This window comes from Aeromonas sp. ZOR0001, assembly GCF_000801015.1.
GTDB classification, from domain to species: domain Bacteria; phylum Pseudomonadota; class Gammaproteobacteria; order Enterobacterales; family Aeromonadaceae; genus Aeromonas; species Aeromonas veronii.
The window spans coordinates 108,604-127,912 of record NZ_JRJY01000110.1; the positions used below are offsets into that span (position 1 = coordinate 108,604).

Below are 19,309 nucleotides of genomic sequence, written 5' to 3' on the forward strand. Positions count from 1 at the left end.
TTGCCGCTCTGGCTGGCGGCGCTTAGCGGCGCCCTGCTGCTGCTTGCCAGCGATACCCTGGTCCGGGTGCTGGCCAGCCCCCACGAGGTGGCGACCGGCATCATGACCCGCATTCTCGGCGGCCTGTTGCTGCTGTTTCTTCTCGTTAACGATCGCCAGAGGGCTGACTGATGACGCTCACCGTAAATCGCCTCCATTTCGCCTATCAGCAGACCCCCATTTTGCGGGACATCTCCTTCAGCGTGCCGAGGGGCAAGCTGGTGGGGATCGTCGGCCCCAACGGCTGCGGCAAATCGACCCTGCTCAAGCTGCTATCCGGCCAGATGAAAGCCCAACGCGGCGAGATCCTGCTCAAAGGCAAGCCGCTTGCCAGCTACCCCATGAAGGGGTTGGCGCGGGAGCTCGCCTACCTGCCCCAGCGGCCAACCCTGCCTGCCGGCATTCTGGTGGAGCAGCTGGTGCAGTATGGCCGCCACCCCCATCAGGGCTGGTTCAATCAGTGGGGCGAGGAGGATGCCCGCATGGTGCGTATTGCCTGCGAGCGGATGCAGCTTGAAAACATCTGGCAGCAGAGCGCAGCGTCCCTCTCCGGCGGGCAGGCACAGCGGGCCTGGCTTGCGATGATCCTGGCGCAGGACAGCGACATGGTGTTGCTCGACGAGCCCACCAGCGCCCTCGATATCGGCCACCAGACCGAGGTGATGGAGGCAATCCACCGCATCACCGCCGAGGGCAAAACCGTGCTGCTGGTGATCCACGATCTGGCGATGGCGGCCCGCTACTGTGACGAGCTGATCGCCATCGGCGAGGGGACCATTGCCGCCATGGGCCCGGCCCGGGAGGTGGTGACCAAGGATCTAATCGACCGGCTCTACCAGACCAGTGTTGACATTCTGCATGCCCCCGGTGACGGGGCGCCCATTATCGTGCCCCGTCGCCACGAACATGGCCGCACCCTGCGTTCGGCGAGTTGAGTCATATGGGCCTGCTCTGTGGGCCCACCGAGTGTATTCACGCGGCCGATTATCCGGGCCGTGCAACGAGAAGGAGTGAGATGATGAAGCGTTTTGCCGCCCTGGCAGCAGCCATCCTGATGCTGGCCGCGCCGCTGGTTCAGGCGCAGGAGATGCGTGAAGTGACCGATGCGTTTGGCCAGAAGGTGCAGGTGCCAGTCCAGCCAACGCGGGTGGTGGTGCTGAGCGAGCTCGAACTCGACAGCACCCTGACCCTGGGGCTGACCCCCATCGGCGCCGTCAATGGCCGTGGTCAACCCACTTTGCCCCGCTATTTGCTGAACAAGGCGGGCATGGGGATCCAGGTGATCGGCGATCTCGACAGCCCCAATCTGGAGTCGCTGATTGCGCTGGAGCCCGACCTTATCCTGACAGGCCAGACCCGTCCAGAGCTGCTGACCTTACTGGGGGAGATCGCGCCGACCGTGGTGACCAGCAAGTGGGGTGAGCCGTGGCAGGATAGCTTCCGCCGCACCGCCCACACCCTCAACCGCGACCAGCAAGGGGATACTTTCTTGCTGCAGTATGCCGAGCGGTTGACTCAGGCCCGCAGCAAGCTGGCCAAACATCAGGGGGAGAGCATCAGCATAGTGCGCTGGAACCCCAAGGGGCCGAGCTTTATGTATCAGGGCACCTTTGCCAGCAGCGTAGTGGAGTCGATGGGCCTGGTGCGTCCGGACAAACAACAGGGGACTGGCGCGCCCCACTCACCGGCGCTCAGTCTGGAGTCCCTCAACCTGCTGGATGCTGACTGGCTGGTGGTCGGCACTCTGAGCGCCAGCGGTGATGCGGTGGATGCCATGCGTCAGGCGGAGCAGACCCCGGCGTTCCAGCAACTGCCGGTGATCAAGGCAAAGCGCTTTGGTGCCGTTGACGGGTCGCTCTGGACCTCCAGCGGCGGCCCGCAGGCGGCCCTCAAGGTGATCGAGGATGTGGAGCAGTTGCTGGCAACCCGCAGCTGAGTGCTATCGCGCGCCAGAGGTTGACCCAACGAACAGGTTGAGCAAAAGAAGAGGGAGGCTGATGCCTCCCTCTTGCGTTGTCACTGTCTATCGTGACCTCTTCGGCGAGCCAGAGCCGTTTATTGCGGTTGGATGGCTGTCACTGTGAGCTTGCCGCTCTGGCTTTCGGCATGAAAGTGGATGGCATCCCCCACCTTGAGCCCTTTGAGCTGGGCCGGATCTGCCACTCGAAAGACCATGGTCATGGCGGGCATCTTGAGATTCTCGATCGCCTCGTGCTTGATGCCGACCTTGCCGCTCCCCTCATCGAGGCGGGTAATGACCCCCTTGGTCATCACCATTGCGCCCTGTTCGCTCATCTCACCCGTCTGACTCATATCGTGCCCTTCATGGTGCATCATCTCTTCGGCTTGCAGGCTGGTGTGGGTAGCAAGGCCAAGCAGCAGGGTCAGGGTCAGGGTCTTGTAGTTCATGATGGTTTCCTCATCGTTCAGTCAATATGGATCGTGAAATCGGGTTATTCGGATTGCGGGTTCGCGCCCTTGCCAAGGCTGCGGCTGCGCCACAGGTAATAGGCCGCTGGCAGCACCAAGAGGGTCAGCACCAGCGCGCTCACCATGCCGCCGATCATGGGGGCGGCGATGCGCTGCATAACTTCGGATCCGGTACCGTGGCTCCACATGATGGGCAAGAGGCCGGCGATAATGGTCACCACCGTCATCATCTTGGGACGCAGGCGCAGGGCGGCGCCGTGGATCACCGCCCGATGCAGACCCGCCTTGTCCGGCTTGCCACTGGCCACCAGGTTATCCCAGGCATGGTTGAGGTAGACCAGCATCAGGACGCCGGTCTCCACCGCTACCCCGGCCAGGGCGATAAAGCCAACACCTACGGCAACTGACAGGTTGAAGTCGAGCAACCAGAGGGTCCAGATCCCGCCCACCACCGCCAGTGGCAAGGTGGTGAGAATGAGCAGCACCTCCTGAACGCGTCGAAACGCCAGATAGAGCAGCAGCACGATAATGGCGACCGTGAGAGGCACCACGTAGGCGAGGCGCGCCTTGGCCCGCTCCATGTATTCGTATTGGCCGGACCAAGTGAGGGCGTAGCCCGCCGGCAGCACCAGCTGCTTGCCCACCTCGGCCTTGGCCTCATCGACGAACGAGCCGATATCGCGGCCGCGAATATCAACGTAGACCCAGCCGTTGAGGCGCGCGTTTTCACTGCGCAGCATGGGCGCTTCGTCGCTGATATAGACCTGTGCCACATCCGCCAACGCGATGCGCGCGCCACTTGGAGTGACCACCGGCAGCAGCTCCAGGCTTGCCACCGAGTCGCGATAGCTCTGGGGGTAGCGCAGGTTGATGGGGTAGCGCTCGCGCCCCTCGATGGTCTGGCCCACCTCCATGCCGCCCACCGCGGTGGCGAGCACCGCCTGTACGTCGGCAATGTTGAGGCCGTAACGGGCCGCTTTGAGCCGGTCGATATCCACCTTGACGTAACGGCCGCCCGCCACCCGCTCGGCGTAGACCGATGAGGCGCCCTCCACCTTGCCGACGATCTGCTCAAGCTGCTGGCCGAGCTGCTGGATCACCTTGAGATCGGGCCCCGCTATCTTGATGCCCACCGGGGTCTTGATGCCGGTGGCCAGCATGTCGATGCGGGTCTTGATGGGGGGCACCCAGGCGTTGGTGAGACCGGGGAAGCGGATAAGGGAATCCAGCTCTTCTTTCAGCTTCTCCGGGGTCATGCCTGGACGCCACTGATCGCGTGGCTTGAGCTGGATGCTGGTCTCCATCATCACCAGATCGGCGGGGTCGGTGGCCGATTCGGCGCGCCCCGCCTTGCCGAACACGTTCTGCACCTCGGGCACGGTACGAATGAGCTTGTCGGTCTGCTGCAAAATCTCCCGCGCCTTGCCCACCGAGATATTGGCCGCGGTGGTGGGCATATACATGATGTCCCCCTCATCGAGCGGCGGTATGAACTCGGAGCCCAGATACTTGAGCGGCCAGAATCCCGCCACCGTCACCACGGCGGCGATGGCCAAGGTGGTTTTCGGGCGCGCCAGCACGGCCTTGAGCAAAGGCACATAGCCCTGACTCAGCCAGCGGTTGAGCGGATTGGCCTGCTCCGCCAGCACCTTGCCACGGATGAAGTAGCCCATGATCACTGGCACCAGCGTGATGGCGAGCCCGGCCGCCGCAGCCATGGCGTAGGTCTTGGTGTAGGCGAGCGGGTGGAACATCCGCCCCTCCTGTGCCTCCAGCGCGAACACCGGCAGGAAGCTGATGGTGATGATCAGCAGGGAGAAGAAGATGGCGGGCCCCACTTCTATGCTCGCCTCGGTGATGATGCGCCAGCGGTTCTTGTCGGTGAGCGCCTCCCGCTCCATGTGTTTGTGGACGTTCTCGATCATCACTATGGCGCCATCCACCATGGCGCCGATGGCGATGGCGATGCCCCCCAGCGACATGATGTTGGCGTTGATCCCCTGCAGGTGCATCACGATAAAGGCGGTCAGGATGGCGATGGGCAAGGAGATGACCACCACCAGGGATGAGCGCAGGTGGAACAGGAAGGCGAGGCAGACCAGCACCACCACCGCGAACTCCTCCACCAGCTTGCCGGAGAGGTTGTCGATGGCGCGCTGGATAAGATCGGATCGGTCGTAGACGGTGACCACCTCCACCCCCTCCGGCAGGCTGCTTTTCAGCTGGGCGAGCCGCGCCTTGACTCCGTCTATGGTGTGCTGGGCATTCTCGCCGTAGCGCATGACGATGATGCCGCCCACCACTTCCCCTTCACCGTTGAGCTCGGCCAGGCCGCGCCGGCTCTGGGGGCCGGTGACTACATCCGCCACGTCACCCAGCAGCAGCGGGGCGCCGCGCACATTGGTACCGAGCGGGATCTGCTTCAGATCCTCGACGCTTTTCAGATAGCCGTTGGAGCGCACCATGTACTCCGCTTCCGCCATCTCGATGACGGAGGCGCCGGTCTCCTGATTGCCCTGCTTGATGGCGGTCTCGATAAGGGAGAGCGGGATGCCGTAGGCGCGCAGTTTGTCCGGATCGACCCGCACCTGATACTGGCGCACCATGCCGCCGACGGTGGCGACCTCGGAGACCCCGTCCACCGTCTGCAACTCGTACTTGAGGAACCAGTTCTGCAGTGAGGTGAGCTGGCTGAGGTCATGCTTGCCGGTTTTGTCCACCAGTGCGTACTGATAGACCCAGCCCACCCCGGTGGCATCTGGGCCGAGCTGGGGACGGGCGGAGGCGGGCAGATTGGGGGCCACCTGGCTCAAATACTCCAGCACCCGGGCGCGGGCCCAGTAGAGGTCGGTGTTGTCGTCAAACAACACATAGACGAAGGAGTCGCCGAAGAAGGAGTAGCCGCGCACCGTGGTCGCCCCCGGTACCGCCAGCATGGCGGTGGTGAGCGGGTAGGTCACCTGATCCTCCACCACCTGTGGAGCCTGGCCCGGATAGGAGGTCTTGATGATCACCTGCACGTCGGAGAGATCCGGCAGGGCGTCCACTGGAGTCTGTTTGACCGACCAGAGCCCCCAGGCGGTGAGCATAAGGGTCAATAGCAGCACCAGAAAGCGGTTGCCCACCGACCAGCGAATAATCGAGGGGATCATGGCTTGGCTCCCATATTGTGCTGGCTATGGCCCATGCCTTCCATCTCATCTTTTGCCTGCTCAAGAGCATGGCCGCTGGTCGGGGCCTTCTCCTGATGGATGGTGGTGATGCGGTACTCATCCCCCTCCTGCATCACTTGCAGGTGCAGGGTCTGCCCTTCGGCCAGCTTGCTGATATCGACCCCGTCGGCGACGGTGAACTCCATCTCCATGGCGGGCCAGTGCCACTCGGGGATGGGCTGGTGGGAGACCATCAGGGTGCGGTTGGCCAGATCGATGCTTTCAACCTCGCCCTGGGTCCACACCTGGGCGGGGCGCACTGCTGTCATGCGCTGGAAGTCCGAATCGATGGCAGACTCGGAGTCGAGCAGGAACTGGGCAGAGCTGACGATGTTATCCCCAGCCTCTACCCCTGCCTTGATGGCAACCTTGTCGCCAAACTGGGGGCCGAGAGTGACGGCGACCGACTTGAAGTTGCCATCCCCCAACGCCAGCACCAGCCGATCCTGACTGCCGGTGCGGATCACCGCTTCGCTCGGCACCACCAATTGCGGCTCTCCCTGCCCGGTGCGAATGCTCACCTTGGCAAACATATTGGGTTTCAAAAACTCGTCCGGATTGTCAAAGCGCAGCCGCACCTTGAGGGTGCGAATAGCGGCATCGAGGGTCGGATAGAGGTAATCCACCTTACCTTGCCAGCTGCGGCCGGGGGCATAGTCGAGAGTCATGGTGACCGGATCCCCCACTTTCAGCTGAGCGGCCTGACGTTCGAACACCTCGGCGCTCACCCACACCTGCTTGAGGGTGCTGATGTTAAAGAGCGCTGCGGCGGGATCCACATACTGGCCCTCGCGCACCTTGAGCTCGGAGACATAACCGCTGCTGGGGGCGTAAATGCTGATGGTTTCGCGCACCTGACGGGTGCGCTTGAGGGCTGAGATTTGATCTGCCGGTACCTGCAGGGACTTGAGCTTGCCCTCGGCAGCGCGCAGCAGCAGTGGGTTGGCGGTGTTGAGTGCCAGCAGGTATTCGTGCTGGGCGTTAACCAGATCCGGGGCGTAAAGCTCGTAAATAAGGCTCCCCTTGCTTACCTGTTGCCCCTCGCTCTTGATGGCGAGGGTGCGGATCCAGCCTGCCATGCGGGCATTGACCGCCTCCAGCCTGTCCTCGTCATACCCGACATAGCCCACCGTCTCGATCTGCTGGTGGATAGGCAGCTTCTCCACCTTGGCAAGTCGCACCCCCAGGTTCTGCTGGATCTCGGGGCTGATGGTGACTGTACCCGGCGAGCCGTTTTTTTGTTCCTCATAGATGGGGATAAAGTCCATCCCCATGTTGTCCTTGGCGGGGGCATCGCGCTTGTCGCGCGGATCCATGGGGTTGACCCAGTAGAGCGGCGTCTTCTCCTTGGCCGCGGTGTCAGCGGTGGTCTGTTTGGCGGTCCAGTAGCCGCCACCGGCGCCGAGGGCCAGCAGCAGGGCCGACATCAGGATGGTCTTGTTCATGACTGGCCTCCGGCGCGGGTCTGCATGCAGAAAGTGCAGGAGGATAAGGCGCCCGCGAAGGCAGCAACCTTGGACGGTGAAAAGTGGGCTGGTGACATAATACGTCTTCTCTTTTGCAGGCCGCCGGTCGGGTGAGGTGCAAGGCATCACCAAAGGGGCTGGCGGCAAACGGGGCGCAGCTGTATCAGCGCGCACGGCTCCCTGTTGCTGGCGGGGCCAGTCGTCACAGGGTCAGGCAAGGCAGCAGAAAACGGACAAGCCGAGGCTTGCCGCTGCCGCAAGAGAAGGACTTTCTAGTGGCGTAACACCGACAGCATCAGATGTCGGCGCGGCCAGGAGGGAGGGTGAGTACCGCGCGAGCGCAGGAAGGGATCCCGCAACCAGTTATCAAGCAGTGACGCTGCGACGTTGTTGCAAAGTAGCAGGGGGAAGATCAGCAGGGCGACCAGTACACCCAGTAGAGCCATCGCGCCCAAGGAGAGAGCATTTACGCCTGTCTGCATCTGGCACTCATCGCCCATGGCTGACCCCTCGTTTCCCTGATGGCAGGAGAGGGGCATGAGATCGCCCGGGTGATCCATAGCGGACATTGCATGAGAGATATCGCCATCCGCCATCGCCATGGATGAATCGAACATCACCATCGATTGGGCGCTGCTTGGGGTCGGCTCGGAGGAGAGGGGAGAACCATGCCAGCTGATGCAGAGGGTCAGATTGCAGACGAGCAGCAGCACCAGCAATAGCCGGGCCAGAGCAACGCAGGGCAATCTTGCAGCAAGCTGGGTGAGTGACAATCCGGGCATCCTTAGGGGGGCAAGTTGCCAAACTCTAAACCTTGCTCGCACGAGAAGGTCAAGGCTTCTGCTGGCGTTGCTGCTGCAGGTAGAGGTCACTGTATTTTTCCAGCAACTGGTCTATCCATTGACTAATGCCGGGCGCTTGCAACATGGGCTCCAGTTGTTCGAGGGTGCCAAGATGGGGGGATTGCAGTGAAACAGAAATATAGAGCTCACCGCGCTGCAGTGGCCACTGCAGAACAGCCATTCCGCTGCTCGGGTAATTTTCGCTCAGAAACAGGCGGCCGGAAGAGCGGCCATAGGGAACGAAGTCGACCCGGTCACTGGCCAGCAGGCCAAATACCTGCTTGAGGGAGTTGACCCTGTAGATGCGGGTATTCGCTTGTAAAAAACCATCCATTTCGCTGCCAAGGCTGACGCCTATCATCATGGCGCCCCGCAGTCCGGTCAGATCCTCCCTTCGTTGCAGCAAGCGGCTGCCGGGTTGGCGCACGAATACCGCCATGTCATTGATGGCCATGGGGGTTCGGGTAAAGCGGGAGTAGTGCGCTCTCTCTTCGTTGCGCAGCGCACAGATATTGATGTCGACCTCTCCTTTCGCCACTTTCTGCTGACAGCGGGCCCAGGGGCCCACATAGGAGAGATCCACATTGAAACCCAACCGTTGATAGAGGGTACTGACGACTTCGGCACAAACGCCGATGATCTTGCCATCGCTCAGCCAGTTCCAGGGGGGATAATCGTGATGACCACAGGCGGAGAGGGTAGTGGTCGTCAAGGTCGTCGCGAGCCAGAGCTGAGCCAGCATATCCGGATCCTGTGCAAAAAAGTCTCGATGTGTGTCATTGAAGCACACCGCAGACAAAAAAATACCCCCGCACGGGCGGGGGTAGTTTGTTATCGGTGGAACGCCTGGGGAGAGCGTTACTGCTTGGCGCGCTTTTCCGATCCTCTCATGATGAGGCGGAAGAAGAGCGGGATAAAGAAGATGGCGATAAAGGTAGCGGCCAGCATGCCGCCGATGACCGGCCAGCCGAGGGCGTGACGGCTTGCCGCACCGGCCCCGCTGGAGGTGACCAAAGGCACACAGCCGAGGATGAAGGCGAGCGAGGTCATCACGATGGGACGGAAACGCAGGCGTGCCGCCTCCAGTGCCGACTCGATGAGGCTCATCCCCTCTTCGTGCTTCATCACCGCGAACTCCACGATCAGGATGGCGTTCTTGGCGGCAAGGCCGACCAGGGTCACCAGCCCGATCTGGAAGTAGACGTTGTTGGTCAGCCCCACCAGCCAGGTGGCGAGCAGGGCACCGAACAGGGCGAACGGTACGGCGGTGATCACCGCAAACGGCAGGCTCCAGCGTTCATACTGGGCAGCCAGAATCAGGAAGATCATCACGATACCGAAACCAAAGGCCATGCCTGCGCTGCCTGCGGCCGCTTTCTCCTGATAGGCGGAGCCGGTCCACTCCAGCTTGGCGTCGTTGCCAAGAGCCTCATTGGCGACCTCTTCCAGCGCGGCGATGGCCTGACCCGAGCTGTAGCCAGGGGCGGGCTGGGCCATGATCTTGGCGGCCTGGAAGATGTTGAAGCGTTCGACCAGTTCGGGGCCGGTGGCATCACGCACCGTCACCAGACTGCTGAGCGGGATCATCTCTCCCTTGTCGGAGCGGACATAGACGTTGCGGATGTCGCTCTTCTTGGCGCGATAGTCTGCCTCGGACTGCAACTGCACCCGGTAGGTACGGCCGAACTGGTTGAAGTCGTTGACATAGACCTGGCCGAAGGTGGCCTGCATGGTGTCGAATACCGCGTTGATGGGCAGCCCCAGCGCCTTGGCTTTTTCGCGATCCAGGTCGAGATAGACCTGCGGCACGTTGGCGCGGTAGGTGCTGGTGACGCTGGCAAACTCCGGGCGCGCCTTGGCCGCTTCGAGGAAGCGCTGCACTTCGCCGGAGAAGGCCTGGGCGTTGCCGGTGCCACGGTTCTGCAGATAGGCCTCAAGGCCACCTGTGGTGGACATCCCCTGAATGGGAGGCGGGTTGAAGGAGGCGACAAAGCCATCCGCCAGCCCCATCAGGCTCAAGCCCTGGAAGGTCTTGGCCAGCGAGAAGGAGTCCTGTCCTGTCCCCTGACGCTCGCTCCAGTCCTTCAGGGTAATGAAGGTCATGCCGCTGTTGCTGATGATGGCATTGGAGAGAATGTCAAAGCCCGAGAAGGTGATCACATCCTTCACATGGGGGTTGGCCATGGCGATCTTGTCGAACTGATCCGCCACCGCCTGGGTCCGGCTCATCGCGGCCGCATCCGGCAGCATGACGGCGGAGATGAGGTAGCCCTGATCTTCGTTCGGTACCAGTTCGCCCGGCACTTTCAGGAAGAGGCCGTAGATGGAGAGGATCAGCACGCCGATGATGGCAAAGGCGACCCCCACCCGACGGTTCAGGAAGGCCACACCGCGTACATAGCCGCGGGTCAGCTGGTCAAATTTTTCGTTGAACCAGACGAAGAAGCGGGCCGGTTTGTGGTGTCCCTCTTTCAGCAACACGGCACAGAGGGCCGGGGAGAGAGTCAGTGCCACCAGACCGGAGATGGCGACCGAGACCGCGACCGTGATGGCGAACTGCTTGTACATCACCCCTGTCATGCCGCCCATAAAGGCGACCGGCAGGAACACGGCGCAGAGCACCAGCACGATGGCGACCACCGGACCGGAGACCTCCTGCATGGCGAGGATGGCAGCCTCTTTGGCGGAGCACTTCTTCTCGCTCATGATCCGCTCGACGTTCTCGAGCACCACGATGGCGTCATCCACCACGATGCCGATGGCGAGCACCATGCCGAACAGGGTCAGCAGGTTGATGGAGAAGCCCAGCACCAGCATGCCGGCGAAAGTCCCGATGAGCGACACCGGCACCGCGATACAGGGGATCAGGGTGGCGCGGAAGTTCTGCAGGAACAGATAGACCACCACGAACACCAGTACGATCGCCTCGAACAGGGTGTGTACCACCTCTTCGATGGAGATCTTCACGAACTCGGTGGTGTCGTAGGGGATCTGGTACTCGATATCCTGCGGGAAGCGCTCCTTGAGTCGCTCCATGGTGGCGTGTACCGCATCGGCAACCGCGACGGCGTTGGCGCCCGGTTGCAGATAGGTGGCGATACCGATGGCCGGTTTGCCGTTGGCGCGGGCGACCAGATCATAATCCTTGCCCCCCAGCTCGACCCGGGCGACATCGCGGACCCGGATCTTGGAGCCATCGGGCATGGAGCGGACGATGATGTTCTGGAACTCCTTCACATCCTCAAGGCGCCCCTTGGTCTGCACCGTGTAGGTGAAGTCGATGGGGGCCGTGGTGGGTTGGGCACCGATCTTGCCCGCCGCGAACTGGGTATTCTGCTCGCGAATGGCGCCAATCACGTCGCTCGGGGTGAGCTCGAGCTGGGCCAGTCGATCCGGCCGTAGCCAGATACGCATCGCATAGTCGGTACCGCCAAACAGAGTGGTATCACCGATGCCGGGAATCCGCTTGAGCTCGTCGATGATGTTGAGCAGGGCGTAGTTCGACAGATAGGTGGTATCAAACGAGCCGTTCGGTGACTGGAGGGTGACCACCTGCAGGATGGAGGTCGATTTCTTCTTGACCGTCACCCCCTGCTTTTTCACCTCTTCCGGCAGCTGGGCCATGGCGGCCGAGACCCGGTTGTTGACGTTGATGGTGGCCTGATCCGGGTCGGTGCCGATCTCGAAGTAGACGTTGAGGTTCATCTGGCCGTTGGAGGCCGACCCCGATTGCATGTAGATCATCCGCTCGACGCCGTTGATCTGCTGCTCCAGCGGCGCAGCCACGGTCTGGGAGATCACCTCCGGGGTTGCGCCCGGATAAAACGCCGTGACCGAGACCACAGGCGGGGTGATCTGGGGATATTGCTCGATGGGGAGCGCCCGCATCGCCGCCAACCCGCCCAGCACGATAATGATCGAAATCACGCTGGCGAAGATGGGGCGTTCTATGAAGAACTTGGAAAACATACGGGCTCCTTACTTGGCCGCAGACTGGCTGACCACCTTGCCGGTGATCGCCTTCATCTCGTCGGCAGAGACAGGTTTCACCACAGCGCCGGGGCGAGCCTTCATCAAGCCTTCGACGATATAGCGCTCACCTGCCTGCAGGCCGCTCTCGATCAGCACGCCGGAGTCGACTGCCGCGCCCAGGGTCACCGGGCGGGGCACCACCTTGTTGTCGGCATCGACTACCATCACCATGCGGTCAGCCTGGGACTGGACGATGGCGCGCGGCGGCACCACGATGGCGTTTTTGCGCAGGCCCAGATCGATGGTCATGCGGACAAACTGGCCGGGCAGTAGTACGCCGTCCTTGTTGTCGAAGATGGCACGGGCACGGATGGTGCCGGTCTGGGGATCGACCCGGTTGTCGGAAAAGTTGAGCTTGCCCGCCTCCGGATAGAGGGAGCCATCGGCCAGACGAATATGGGTGCGCCAGGTGGTGGCATCCTTCGCCTCAATCACCCCTTTCTTTACCGAGTTTTCGAAGTTGAGGCGATCCTGCTCCGAGTAGGAGAAGTTGACGTAGAGCGGATCAAACTGGGTGATGGTTGTGAGCAGGCCGTTGTCGCCGCTGGTGGAGATAAGGCTCCCCTCGGACTGGGAGCTCTTGCTCGCCATGCCGTTGATGGGGGCGGTCACCTGGGTGTAGCTGAGGTTGAGCTCCGCCTCTTTCACCTTGGCCTGAGCGGCCTGATGGCTGGCGATGGCCGCTTCGTAGTTGGCGATGGTGTCGTCATAGTCCTTGCGACTGACCACCTGACGCTTGAAGAGGGGAATGATGCGATCCCGATCGGCACGGGCCTTGTTGAGACGGGCCTGCTCCTGAGCCAGGGTGCCCTTGGCCTGCTCCAGCGCCACCTTGTAGGGCTCAGGGTCAATCAGAAACAGCTCCTGACCGGCGGTAACCGGCTGGCCTTCCACATAAGTGCGCTTGAGAAGGATGCCACTGACCCGGGAGCGCACATCGATCTCGCGAAAACCGGCGGTTTCTCCCACCATCTCGGTGGTGAGCGGCACATCGGTCAGCTTGACCTCGGCGACCACCACAGGGACGGCGGGCATGGTCTGGGCCGTCTGGGTCGTCTCGCCGCCACAGGCGCTCAGACCACTGATCAGCGCCAGTGTCAGCAAGCTGCGTTTGTAAACCTCTCTTCCGGCATTGGGCACCTTCATCATCACACTCCTGTTGGATCGATTTCGGCTGCTGCGTTCAGCATGTTTCTCCATACACATCATTAACTTCATGATTAAAAAAACAACTTATTTATGATTGGAATGGGAGATGATAGGGCGGCAACCTTGAACACAACCTTCTCAAAGTGGCAATTAGGGTTGCCGATTGACGAAAAAAGTCTGACTTTTCCGATTTGGGCGGGGGGCTTCGGGGATGTTCATCCCGGGCCAGGGCTCTTCGCAACCGTATCACGCCAGCCACTCCTTGCTGCAAAAAATAAGGTGCCATAAGGCACCTTGTCTGGATGGGTTTTTTACGCCCTTTTATCGCGGGCAACCGCGAGCCGCTTCACAATTTACGAATTCGTCGCGGCTCATCGGTTAATCTTGTGCCGCATCAGGCGAAGCAGGCCCAGATGGGAGCGTGGTCGGAGGGTTTCTCGATGCCGCGCAGCTCGTAGTCGATGCCGGTCTCGGTCACCTTGTCCTTGAGGGCGTCGGAGGCCATGATGAGGTCGATGCGCAGGCCGCGGTTCTCGTCAAAGCCCTTGGAGCGGTAGTCAAACCAGGAGAAACGCTCGCACTCGGTGGGGTTGGCGGCGCGGAAGGTGTCGGTCAGGCCGAACCCTTTCAGTCGCTCCATCCATTCGCGCTCGATGGGCAGGAAGGAGCATTTGCCATCCCGCAGCCAGCGTTTGCGGTTTGCCTCGCCGATGCCGATGTCGAGATCGGTGGGGGAGATATTCATATCCCCGATCAGCACCAGCTGGTCGTCCGGGGTGTGGTTGGTCTCGAGGTAGTGCTGCAGATCCTCGTAGAACTTCTGCTTGGCCGGGAACTTGGTCTCGTGATCCTGACTTTCACCCTGCGGGAAGTAGCCGTTCATCACCTTGATGAGAGAGCCGTCTTCACGTTCGAAGGTGGCCATGATCATCCGGCGCTGGGCCTCTTCGTCATCGGTGGGGAAGCCTTTCTCCACCTTGACCGGCTTCTGCTTGCTCATGATGGCGACCCCGTAGTGGGCCTTCTGGCCGTGAAACTCCACGTGATAGCCCATGGCCTCCACATCGGCCAGCGGGAATGCTTCATCGTGCACCTTGATCTCCTGCAGGCCGATCACATCGGGCTGGTGCTTGTCGATGATGGCTTGCAGCTGGTGCAGACGGGCGCGCAGGCCGTTGATATTGAAAGAGATGATCTTCATGTCCGGGATGCTCATGTCATTTTTATAAGTGGCTATTGGACTAGGAATCGGCGGTGGATGCAAGTTCGGGGGCTGTGACTGGTGCAGCTGCTTAGTAACCTGTTCACGATCCGTCGCGAGAGGTTGTCAGCAAGGTGAAGCGCAGCGCAGGAACCGGATTGTATATGTATACATGAGCACTCTTGGGTACAAAAAAGCGAGCAGCACATGAGCCTTGATCACAGCCTCGCAGTAGGATCGTGGACAGGTTTTCAGCGGGTCATCTTTTTGACGAATACCACCACAAACAGCGCCAGCGTAAAGCTGCCGGTGAAGGCCTCGAAGGCGGCGAAGATCCTGGAGAGGCCGACCGGAGTGAAGTCGCCGTACCCCAATGTGGTGAAGGTGACCACGCTGTAGTAGAGGCATTCGAGCAGGAAGATGGCGTTCTCTTCAAAGGATGCCTCTGGTCGGTAGATCAGGTAGTTGCCCGCGAAGTTGAGGCCGCAGAAGAAGTAAAAAATGCTGCAGATGAAGATGAGCAGCAACGAGAAGAGCACTACCCGCATCGGGGCCTCGCCGTAGCCACAGAAGAGATCGACCACCCAGGAGGTGAAGCGCTGGGCCGACCAGAACGGCAGTTGCAGGCGGCGCATGGTGAGCTCCTGCTGGATATAGTTGCCGGACATGGTGAAGATCCCCTGTGCCTCGGAGGCTTTGCGCAGATCCCGGTAGGTCTCTTCCGCCTCCTTGAACCAGATGCGCGCCTGTTTGGGATCCCGTTCACGGCGCCCCTTGCGATCCTGCATCACCCGTTTGCCGGTCTGCATGTTGTCGAGCCGGGTGTTGTGCCAGCGGATGCCGAGCAGGTTGACGTCATCGAGGGTGGCGCACTGGAGGTTGGCATCACTGAGATCGGCCTTCATCAGGCTGCCGCCCTTCATGCGCAGGCCGTAGAGGTGACCACCGCGCAGGTTGGCGCGATAGAGGTTGCACTGCTCCAGCAAAAATCCCTGATCGGACTCCTTGTTGACCAGATTGAGGCCAGCCAGATTGGCCCGTGACAGCTGCAGGCCGTGGCAGAGTCCGCCAGCGCGGACGTACTGTTCAAGCGCCTCGGCGCTGCGGGCTTCCTGATGGGTATGGTGGGGATCATGCCAGTGGCAGAGATCGTGCTCGCCAGCCTCTTCACTGCAGTGGCGGCCATCGGCCACCAGATAACGACACATCGCCATCTTCGTTTCCCTCGCATTGCCGAACTGGTTTCAGCATAGGCGGGGAAAGGGGGGCGCGGCGGCGTCTTAGCTGAACTGGTTGAACTCCTGACGCAGCTTGCGAAAACGCTCCTGCTGGGCCGGGTTGAGGGGGATGCCGTCGAGCACGTCCAGGGTGTCTTTGCACTCGGCACCAAATTCCGGACTCTTGCGGTTTTTCTGCATCAGTTGCAGCAGCACCTGGATCTTGTTGAGAGCCGCACCGGTATTGGCGGGGGCGCGGCGCAGGGCCTCGCGAAAATGGCCGAGGGCCTGCTCCAGCTCGCCGCTCTGATAGGCCTTGATCCCCAGATCGTTGAGCTGCTGGTAGCGCTGACGCCGCTCCAGCACCGTCTTGTCATCCCGGGTTGCCTGAATGCAGGTGGTGAGCAGCCGATCTTCGTCCTCCGCCAGCAGCCCTTGCAGGCTTTCGGCATATTCAAACTCGCCGAGCTGGTAGAGGGCAAGGATGGTCTCGCCAAGCAGGGCGGGGGGCATGGTGGCCGGTTCATCGAGCCAGTTCTGGTTGGCGCGATAGAGCATCTTCTTGCCCTTGAGCAGCTCGCCCAGCGCAATCTGCACCCGGGCCTGACAGATCTGCTCGAACACCGGGTAGTTGAACTCCGACATCATCAACGAGTCGCGGATGCGCGACAGGGCGGAATTGACCTGCTTTTGCAGGTTGGCGATGTGGTAGCTGTCGTTGCTGTTGAGGGCGTAGAGGGTCAGGGTCTGGATATAGGCTCCAAGATAGTGGGGCGTGCGGTGAATGGAGTTGCGCGACAGGTCGATCAGCGACATCAGCACATCCTTGGCCTGGGCGTAGTCGTGGCGCTGCAGGCACACCTCCGCCAGTCGTCGGGAGAGTTGCACCGACTGGGGGGAGATATCCACTGCCCGTCTGAGCTCCTGCTGCGCCTGCTCGTCATTGCCAAGGGCCAGCAGGGATTCTGCCAGCCAGAGGTGAGCCTCCACCATCAGTGGGGTATTTTTGAGGGTCGCCTGCAGATGGCTGACCGCCTCTTCGTGGAGCCCCAGGGTGTTGCACGCCTTGCCCAGCGTCAGGCGGGCCCAGCTGTTCTCTTGCCCGGCCAGCAGCTGGCGCATTAAAGAGCGCGCCTCCTGTGCCTGACCCAGCTTGAGGTGGGTATCGGCCTGCAGGCAGCGGCAGTAGTTGGCAAAACGGGGCACCGCATCGGCCCGCTCGGCACAGGCGGTAATGAGGGCTGCCAGATTGTCATCGGCCAGCGCGGTAAAGACGCTGGCCAGCGCATTGCGCCGGGCGAGGGCACGCTTCAAGCGAAACGAGAACTGCTCCTGAGAGAAGGGCTTCATCAGGTATTCGTCGGGCTCGGCCTCCAGCGCGCTCAGTACCATGGCGCGGGAGCTGTCGCCACTCACCATGATCACCACGCTCTGGGGCGGGATCAGATCTTTGTCGCGCAGGCTCTCGAGCAACTGGCGGCCATTCTCGCCAACCCCCAGATCGTAATCGATGAGATAGATGTCGAAACAGCCCTTCTGGCAGCGGCGCCGCGCATCCTCGGCGGTATTGGAGTAGGTGATGTTGCTGATACCCAGATTGAGCAGCATCGCCTTCATCATCACCTGAAACGAGCGCTGCTCATTGACCATCAGAATGCGTTGTGGCTTGGCTGGGCTCTTTTTTTCTGGCTCTTGTTCAGGTGTCTGCATCTGTCTGGGTCGAGGCGCTACGGGCTGATGGGAGAAAGTGTGCCACCAAAGCGCCCGAAGAGGCAATTGGCCAAGTTGTCGATTGCGAACCATCTCCGTTTGTCCGCCTTTTGTCCGCGATGAGTGAAAGAAAAAGGCCCTGTTGCCAGGGCCTTGAACTCACCGTTTTTTCTCTGCCAGATAGGGAGCAAATTGCGGCGTGTACTCGGCTTTGAACCCCTGTTCGGTCTTGATGATGAGATAGACCGCCAGCTGGTGCTGTTTGGCAAATGCCATCCCCGCTTCTGGCCCCATCACCATCAGCGCGGTATCGAGAGCATCGGCCTCCAGCGCGGTCGGGGTGATGACGCTGGCGGAGACCAGCTTGTGGGTGACCGGCTGGCCGGTGGCGGGGTCGATGATATGGGAGTAACGCTGGCCATCCATCTCGTAGTAGTTGCGATAGCTGCCCGCGGTGCTGAGCGCCATGCCGTTGGGGATGACGATATCGGAAAACGCCCCCGGCTGATCGGAGGGTTCGACGATGGCCACTTTCCATGGCGAGCCCTTGCTGTTGTTGCCCTTGCTGCGCACCGCACCGGCCACTTCGATCAGGTAGTTGTGTACCCCCTTGCCCTCGAGCAGGGTGGCGATTTCATCCGATGCCGCCCCTTCGCCGAGAGTGGAGAGGTCGAGATAGAGATCCGGGATCTTTTTTTCGAGCAGGAAGTGATCCCCTTGCGGGGTCAGGGTCATCTTGTCGATCCCCACCTTGTGGCGGGCGGCGGCGATGGCCGCCTCATCGGGCCGTTTGACCGGCCGTTTGTCCGGGCCAAAGCCCCATAGATTGACCAGAGGCCCCACGGTCACATCCAGCTTACCGTCGGTCAGCTTACCGGCATCAATCCCCTGCTGGACTATGATGGCCATGGCGGGCGGGATGGCAAACGGGGTGTTGGCGGGTCCCTGATTGAAACGGGAGATGAGCGAGCCCGGAGCGTAGGTGGAGATCTCCTTGTTCATCCGGGCCAGCAGGCTCTCTACGTCGCTTTTGAGGGCGGGCTCCCCACCGGGGTAGTTATCGCTCAGGGTCACCACATAGTAGGTACCCATGGTCTTGCCCTGAATACGGGTCTGGGCAGGCGGGGTGGGCTGGCAGCCGGCCAGCGCCAGCAGCAGGGTCAGCAGCAGGCCGCGCAGGGCCGCCACAGGGGTTATTGCATTCATCCGGCGCTCTCATCTGGAGAAGGTTCATATCGGGGCGCTAGCTTAGCCAAGGGGCGCCCGTCGGGCGAGCCCTGATAGGGCCAATCGGAGGGAAAAGGGCAGAAAAAATTAAACAGTTTTGAACCTGTGACAGCCGAGCGCCGTATCGTCCCTCCGTGAGGGAGAGAGTGGCGAGTAGAGCACCGTCTGGTGACCTGGCCCGCAGCTTTGGTCAAAAGCCATAGCCGATTGAAGACAATTGAGTAAAATGAAGGTCGATTTAGACGGCATCTTTGCGAAGCGTTAACCGCATCCGCCAAGTCGTTGCCATCCATTGCCAATCAAAGGAGAAGATGATGAAAAAGGCGATTACCCTGCTGTTTCTGAGTACCCTGGCTGCCCCCGTGCTGGCGGATGAGTGTGCACTGGTCATTGAAGGCAATGATGCCATGCAGTACAACCTCAAAGAGATGAGCGTGCCGGCCACCTGCAAGGAGGTGACGGTCACCCTGAACCACACCGGCAAGCTGCCTGTGACCGCCATGGGTCACAACTGGGTGCTGGCCAGCACCGCCGACTATCAGACCGTGGCAACTGCCGGGATGAGCGCCGGGGCCGAGAACGGCTATCTGCCCAAGGATGATCCTCGTGTGCTGGCTCACACCAAGCTGATTGGCGGCGGCGAGAGCAGCAGCGTCACCTTCAAGACCGACGGTCTGGCGGGCAAGGATCTCACCTTCTTCTGCTCCTTCCCCGGCCACTTCGCCATGATGAAGGGCTCCTTCAAGGTGAACTAAGGCTATGACCGGCATAGTGCCGGGCGCCT

General features: G+C 61.2%; 15 protein-coding genes. 4 read left to right on the forward strand and 11 right to left on the reverse strand.

From position 1 onward, the window contains the following. The 3 genes from L972_RS21965 (at position 1) to L972_RS14900 (ending at position 1,975) form a co-directional block, all read left to right on the forward strand. Complete coding sequence (locus L972_RS21965) at positions 1 to 171, forward strand: iron chelate uptake ABC transporter family permease subunit (RefSeq protein WP_442853370.1); 171 nt, start codon at positions 1 to 3, stop codon at positions 169 to 171. Continuing rightward, positions 171 to 974, forward strand: a complete 804-nt coding sequence (locus L972_RS14895) for an ABC transporter ATP-binding protein (protein WP_005361712.1) — start codon at positions 171 to 173, stop codon at positions 972 to 974. The genes L972_RS21965 and L972_RS14895 overlap by 1 nt, the downstream gene beginning before the upstream one ends. An 83-nt stretch (positions 975 to 1,057) precedes the next feature. Further along, a complete protein-coding gene (locus tag L972_RS14900; protein ID WP_042055514.1) occupies positions 1,058 to 1,975 on the forward strand; it encodes an ABC transporter substrate-binding protein in 918 nt (305 codons plus the stop codon). Positions 1,976 to 2,094: 119 nt separating this feature from the next. On the opposite strand, the gene L972_RS14905 is transcribed toward L972_RS14900, so the two are convergent. From L972_RS14905 to L972_RS14955, 11 genes are all read right to left on the reverse strand, one after another. Then, a complete protein-coding gene (locus L972_RS14905) occupies positions 2,095 to 2,448 on the reverse strand; it encodes a copper-binding protein (RefSeq protein WP_042055517.1) in 354 nt (117 codons plus the stop codon). Positions 2,449 to 2,492: 44 nt separating this feature from the next. Further along, entirely contained in the window at positions 2,493 to 5,621 is a 3,129-nt protein-coding gene (locus L972_RS14910) for an efflux RND transporter permease subunit (RefSeq protein WP_047439192.1), read from the reverse strand. After that, positions 5,618 to 7,126: an efflux RND transporter periplasmic adaptor subunit gene (locus L972_RS14915; RefSeq protein ID WP_047439194.1), complete on the reverse strand. Its 1,509-nt coding sequence runs from the start codon at positions 7,124 to 7,126 to the stop codon at positions 5,618 to 5,620. Before L972_RS14915 ends, L972_RS14910 begins: the two co-directional genes overlap by 4 nt. A 293-nt stretch (positions 7,127 to 7,419) precedes the next feature. Next, positions 7,420 to 7,920: a hypothetical protein gene (locus L972_RS14920; protein ID WP_081990739.1), complete on the reverse strand. Its 501-nt coding sequence runs from the start codon at positions 7,918 to 7,920 to the stop codon at positions 7,420 to 7,422. A gap of 58 nt (positions 7,921 to 7,978) precedes the next feature. Continuing rightward, positions 7,979 to 8,731, reverse strand: coding sequence for a substrate-binding periplasmic protein (locus L972_RS14925; protein ID WP_047439196.1), 753 nt, complete (start codon positions 8,729 to 8,731; stop codon positions 7,979 to 7,981). A gap of 116 nt (positions 8,732 to 8,847) precedes the next feature. Next, positions 8,848 to 11,958 (reverse strand): efflux RND transporter permease subunit, encoded by a 3,111-nt coding sequence (locus L972_RS14930; protein WP_047439197.1) that lies wholly within the window; start codon positions 11,956 to 11,958, stop codon positions 8,848 to 8,850. 9 nt (positions 11,959 to 11,967) lie between these two features. Then, positions 11,968 to 13,167, reverse strand: coding sequence for an efflux RND transporter periplasmic adaptor subunit (locus L972_RS14935; protein ID WP_042056448.1), 1,200 nt, complete (start codon positions 13,165 to 13,167; stop codon positions 11,968 to 11,970). Positions 13,168 to 13,564: 397 nt separating this feature from the next. Beyond that, a complete protein-coding gene (gene xthA, locus L972_RS14940) occupies positions 13,565 to 14,371 on the reverse strand; it encodes an exodeoxyribonuclease III (protein WP_005337776.1) in 807 nt (268 codons plus the stop codon). Positions 14,372 to 14,622: 251 nt separating this feature from the next. Further along, entirely contained in the window at positions 14,623 to 15,585 is a 963-nt protein-coding gene (locus tag L972_RS14945; RefSeq protein WP_047439198.1) for an ion channel, read from the reverse strand. 66 nt (positions 15,586 to 15,651) lie between these two features. Further along, the gene (locus tag L972_RS14950; protein WP_047439199.1) at positions 15,652 to 17,298 is read right to left on the reverse strand and encodes a tetratricopeptide repeat-containing response regulator; all 1,647 of its coding nucleotides are present in this window, start codon (positions 17,296 to 17,298) and stop codon (positions 15,652 to 15,654) included. A gap of 159 nt (positions 17,299 to 17,457) precedes the next feature. Further along, positions 17,458 to 18,504 (reverse strand): FAD:protein FMN transferase, encoded by a 1,047-nt coding sequence (locus L972_RS14955; protein ID WP_047439201.1) that lies wholly within the window; start codon positions 18,502 to 18,504, stop codon positions 17,458 to 17,460. Positions 18,505 to 18,839: 335 nt separating this feature from the next. On the opposite strand from L972_RS14955, the gene azu reads away from it, so the two are divergent. Then, entirely contained in the window at positions 18,840 to 19,280 is a 441-nt protein-coding gene (gene azu, locus L972_RS14960; RefSeq protein WP_005337768.1) for an azurin, read from the forward strand. The last annotated feature ends 29 nt before the right edge of the window (positions 19,281 to 19,309 follow it).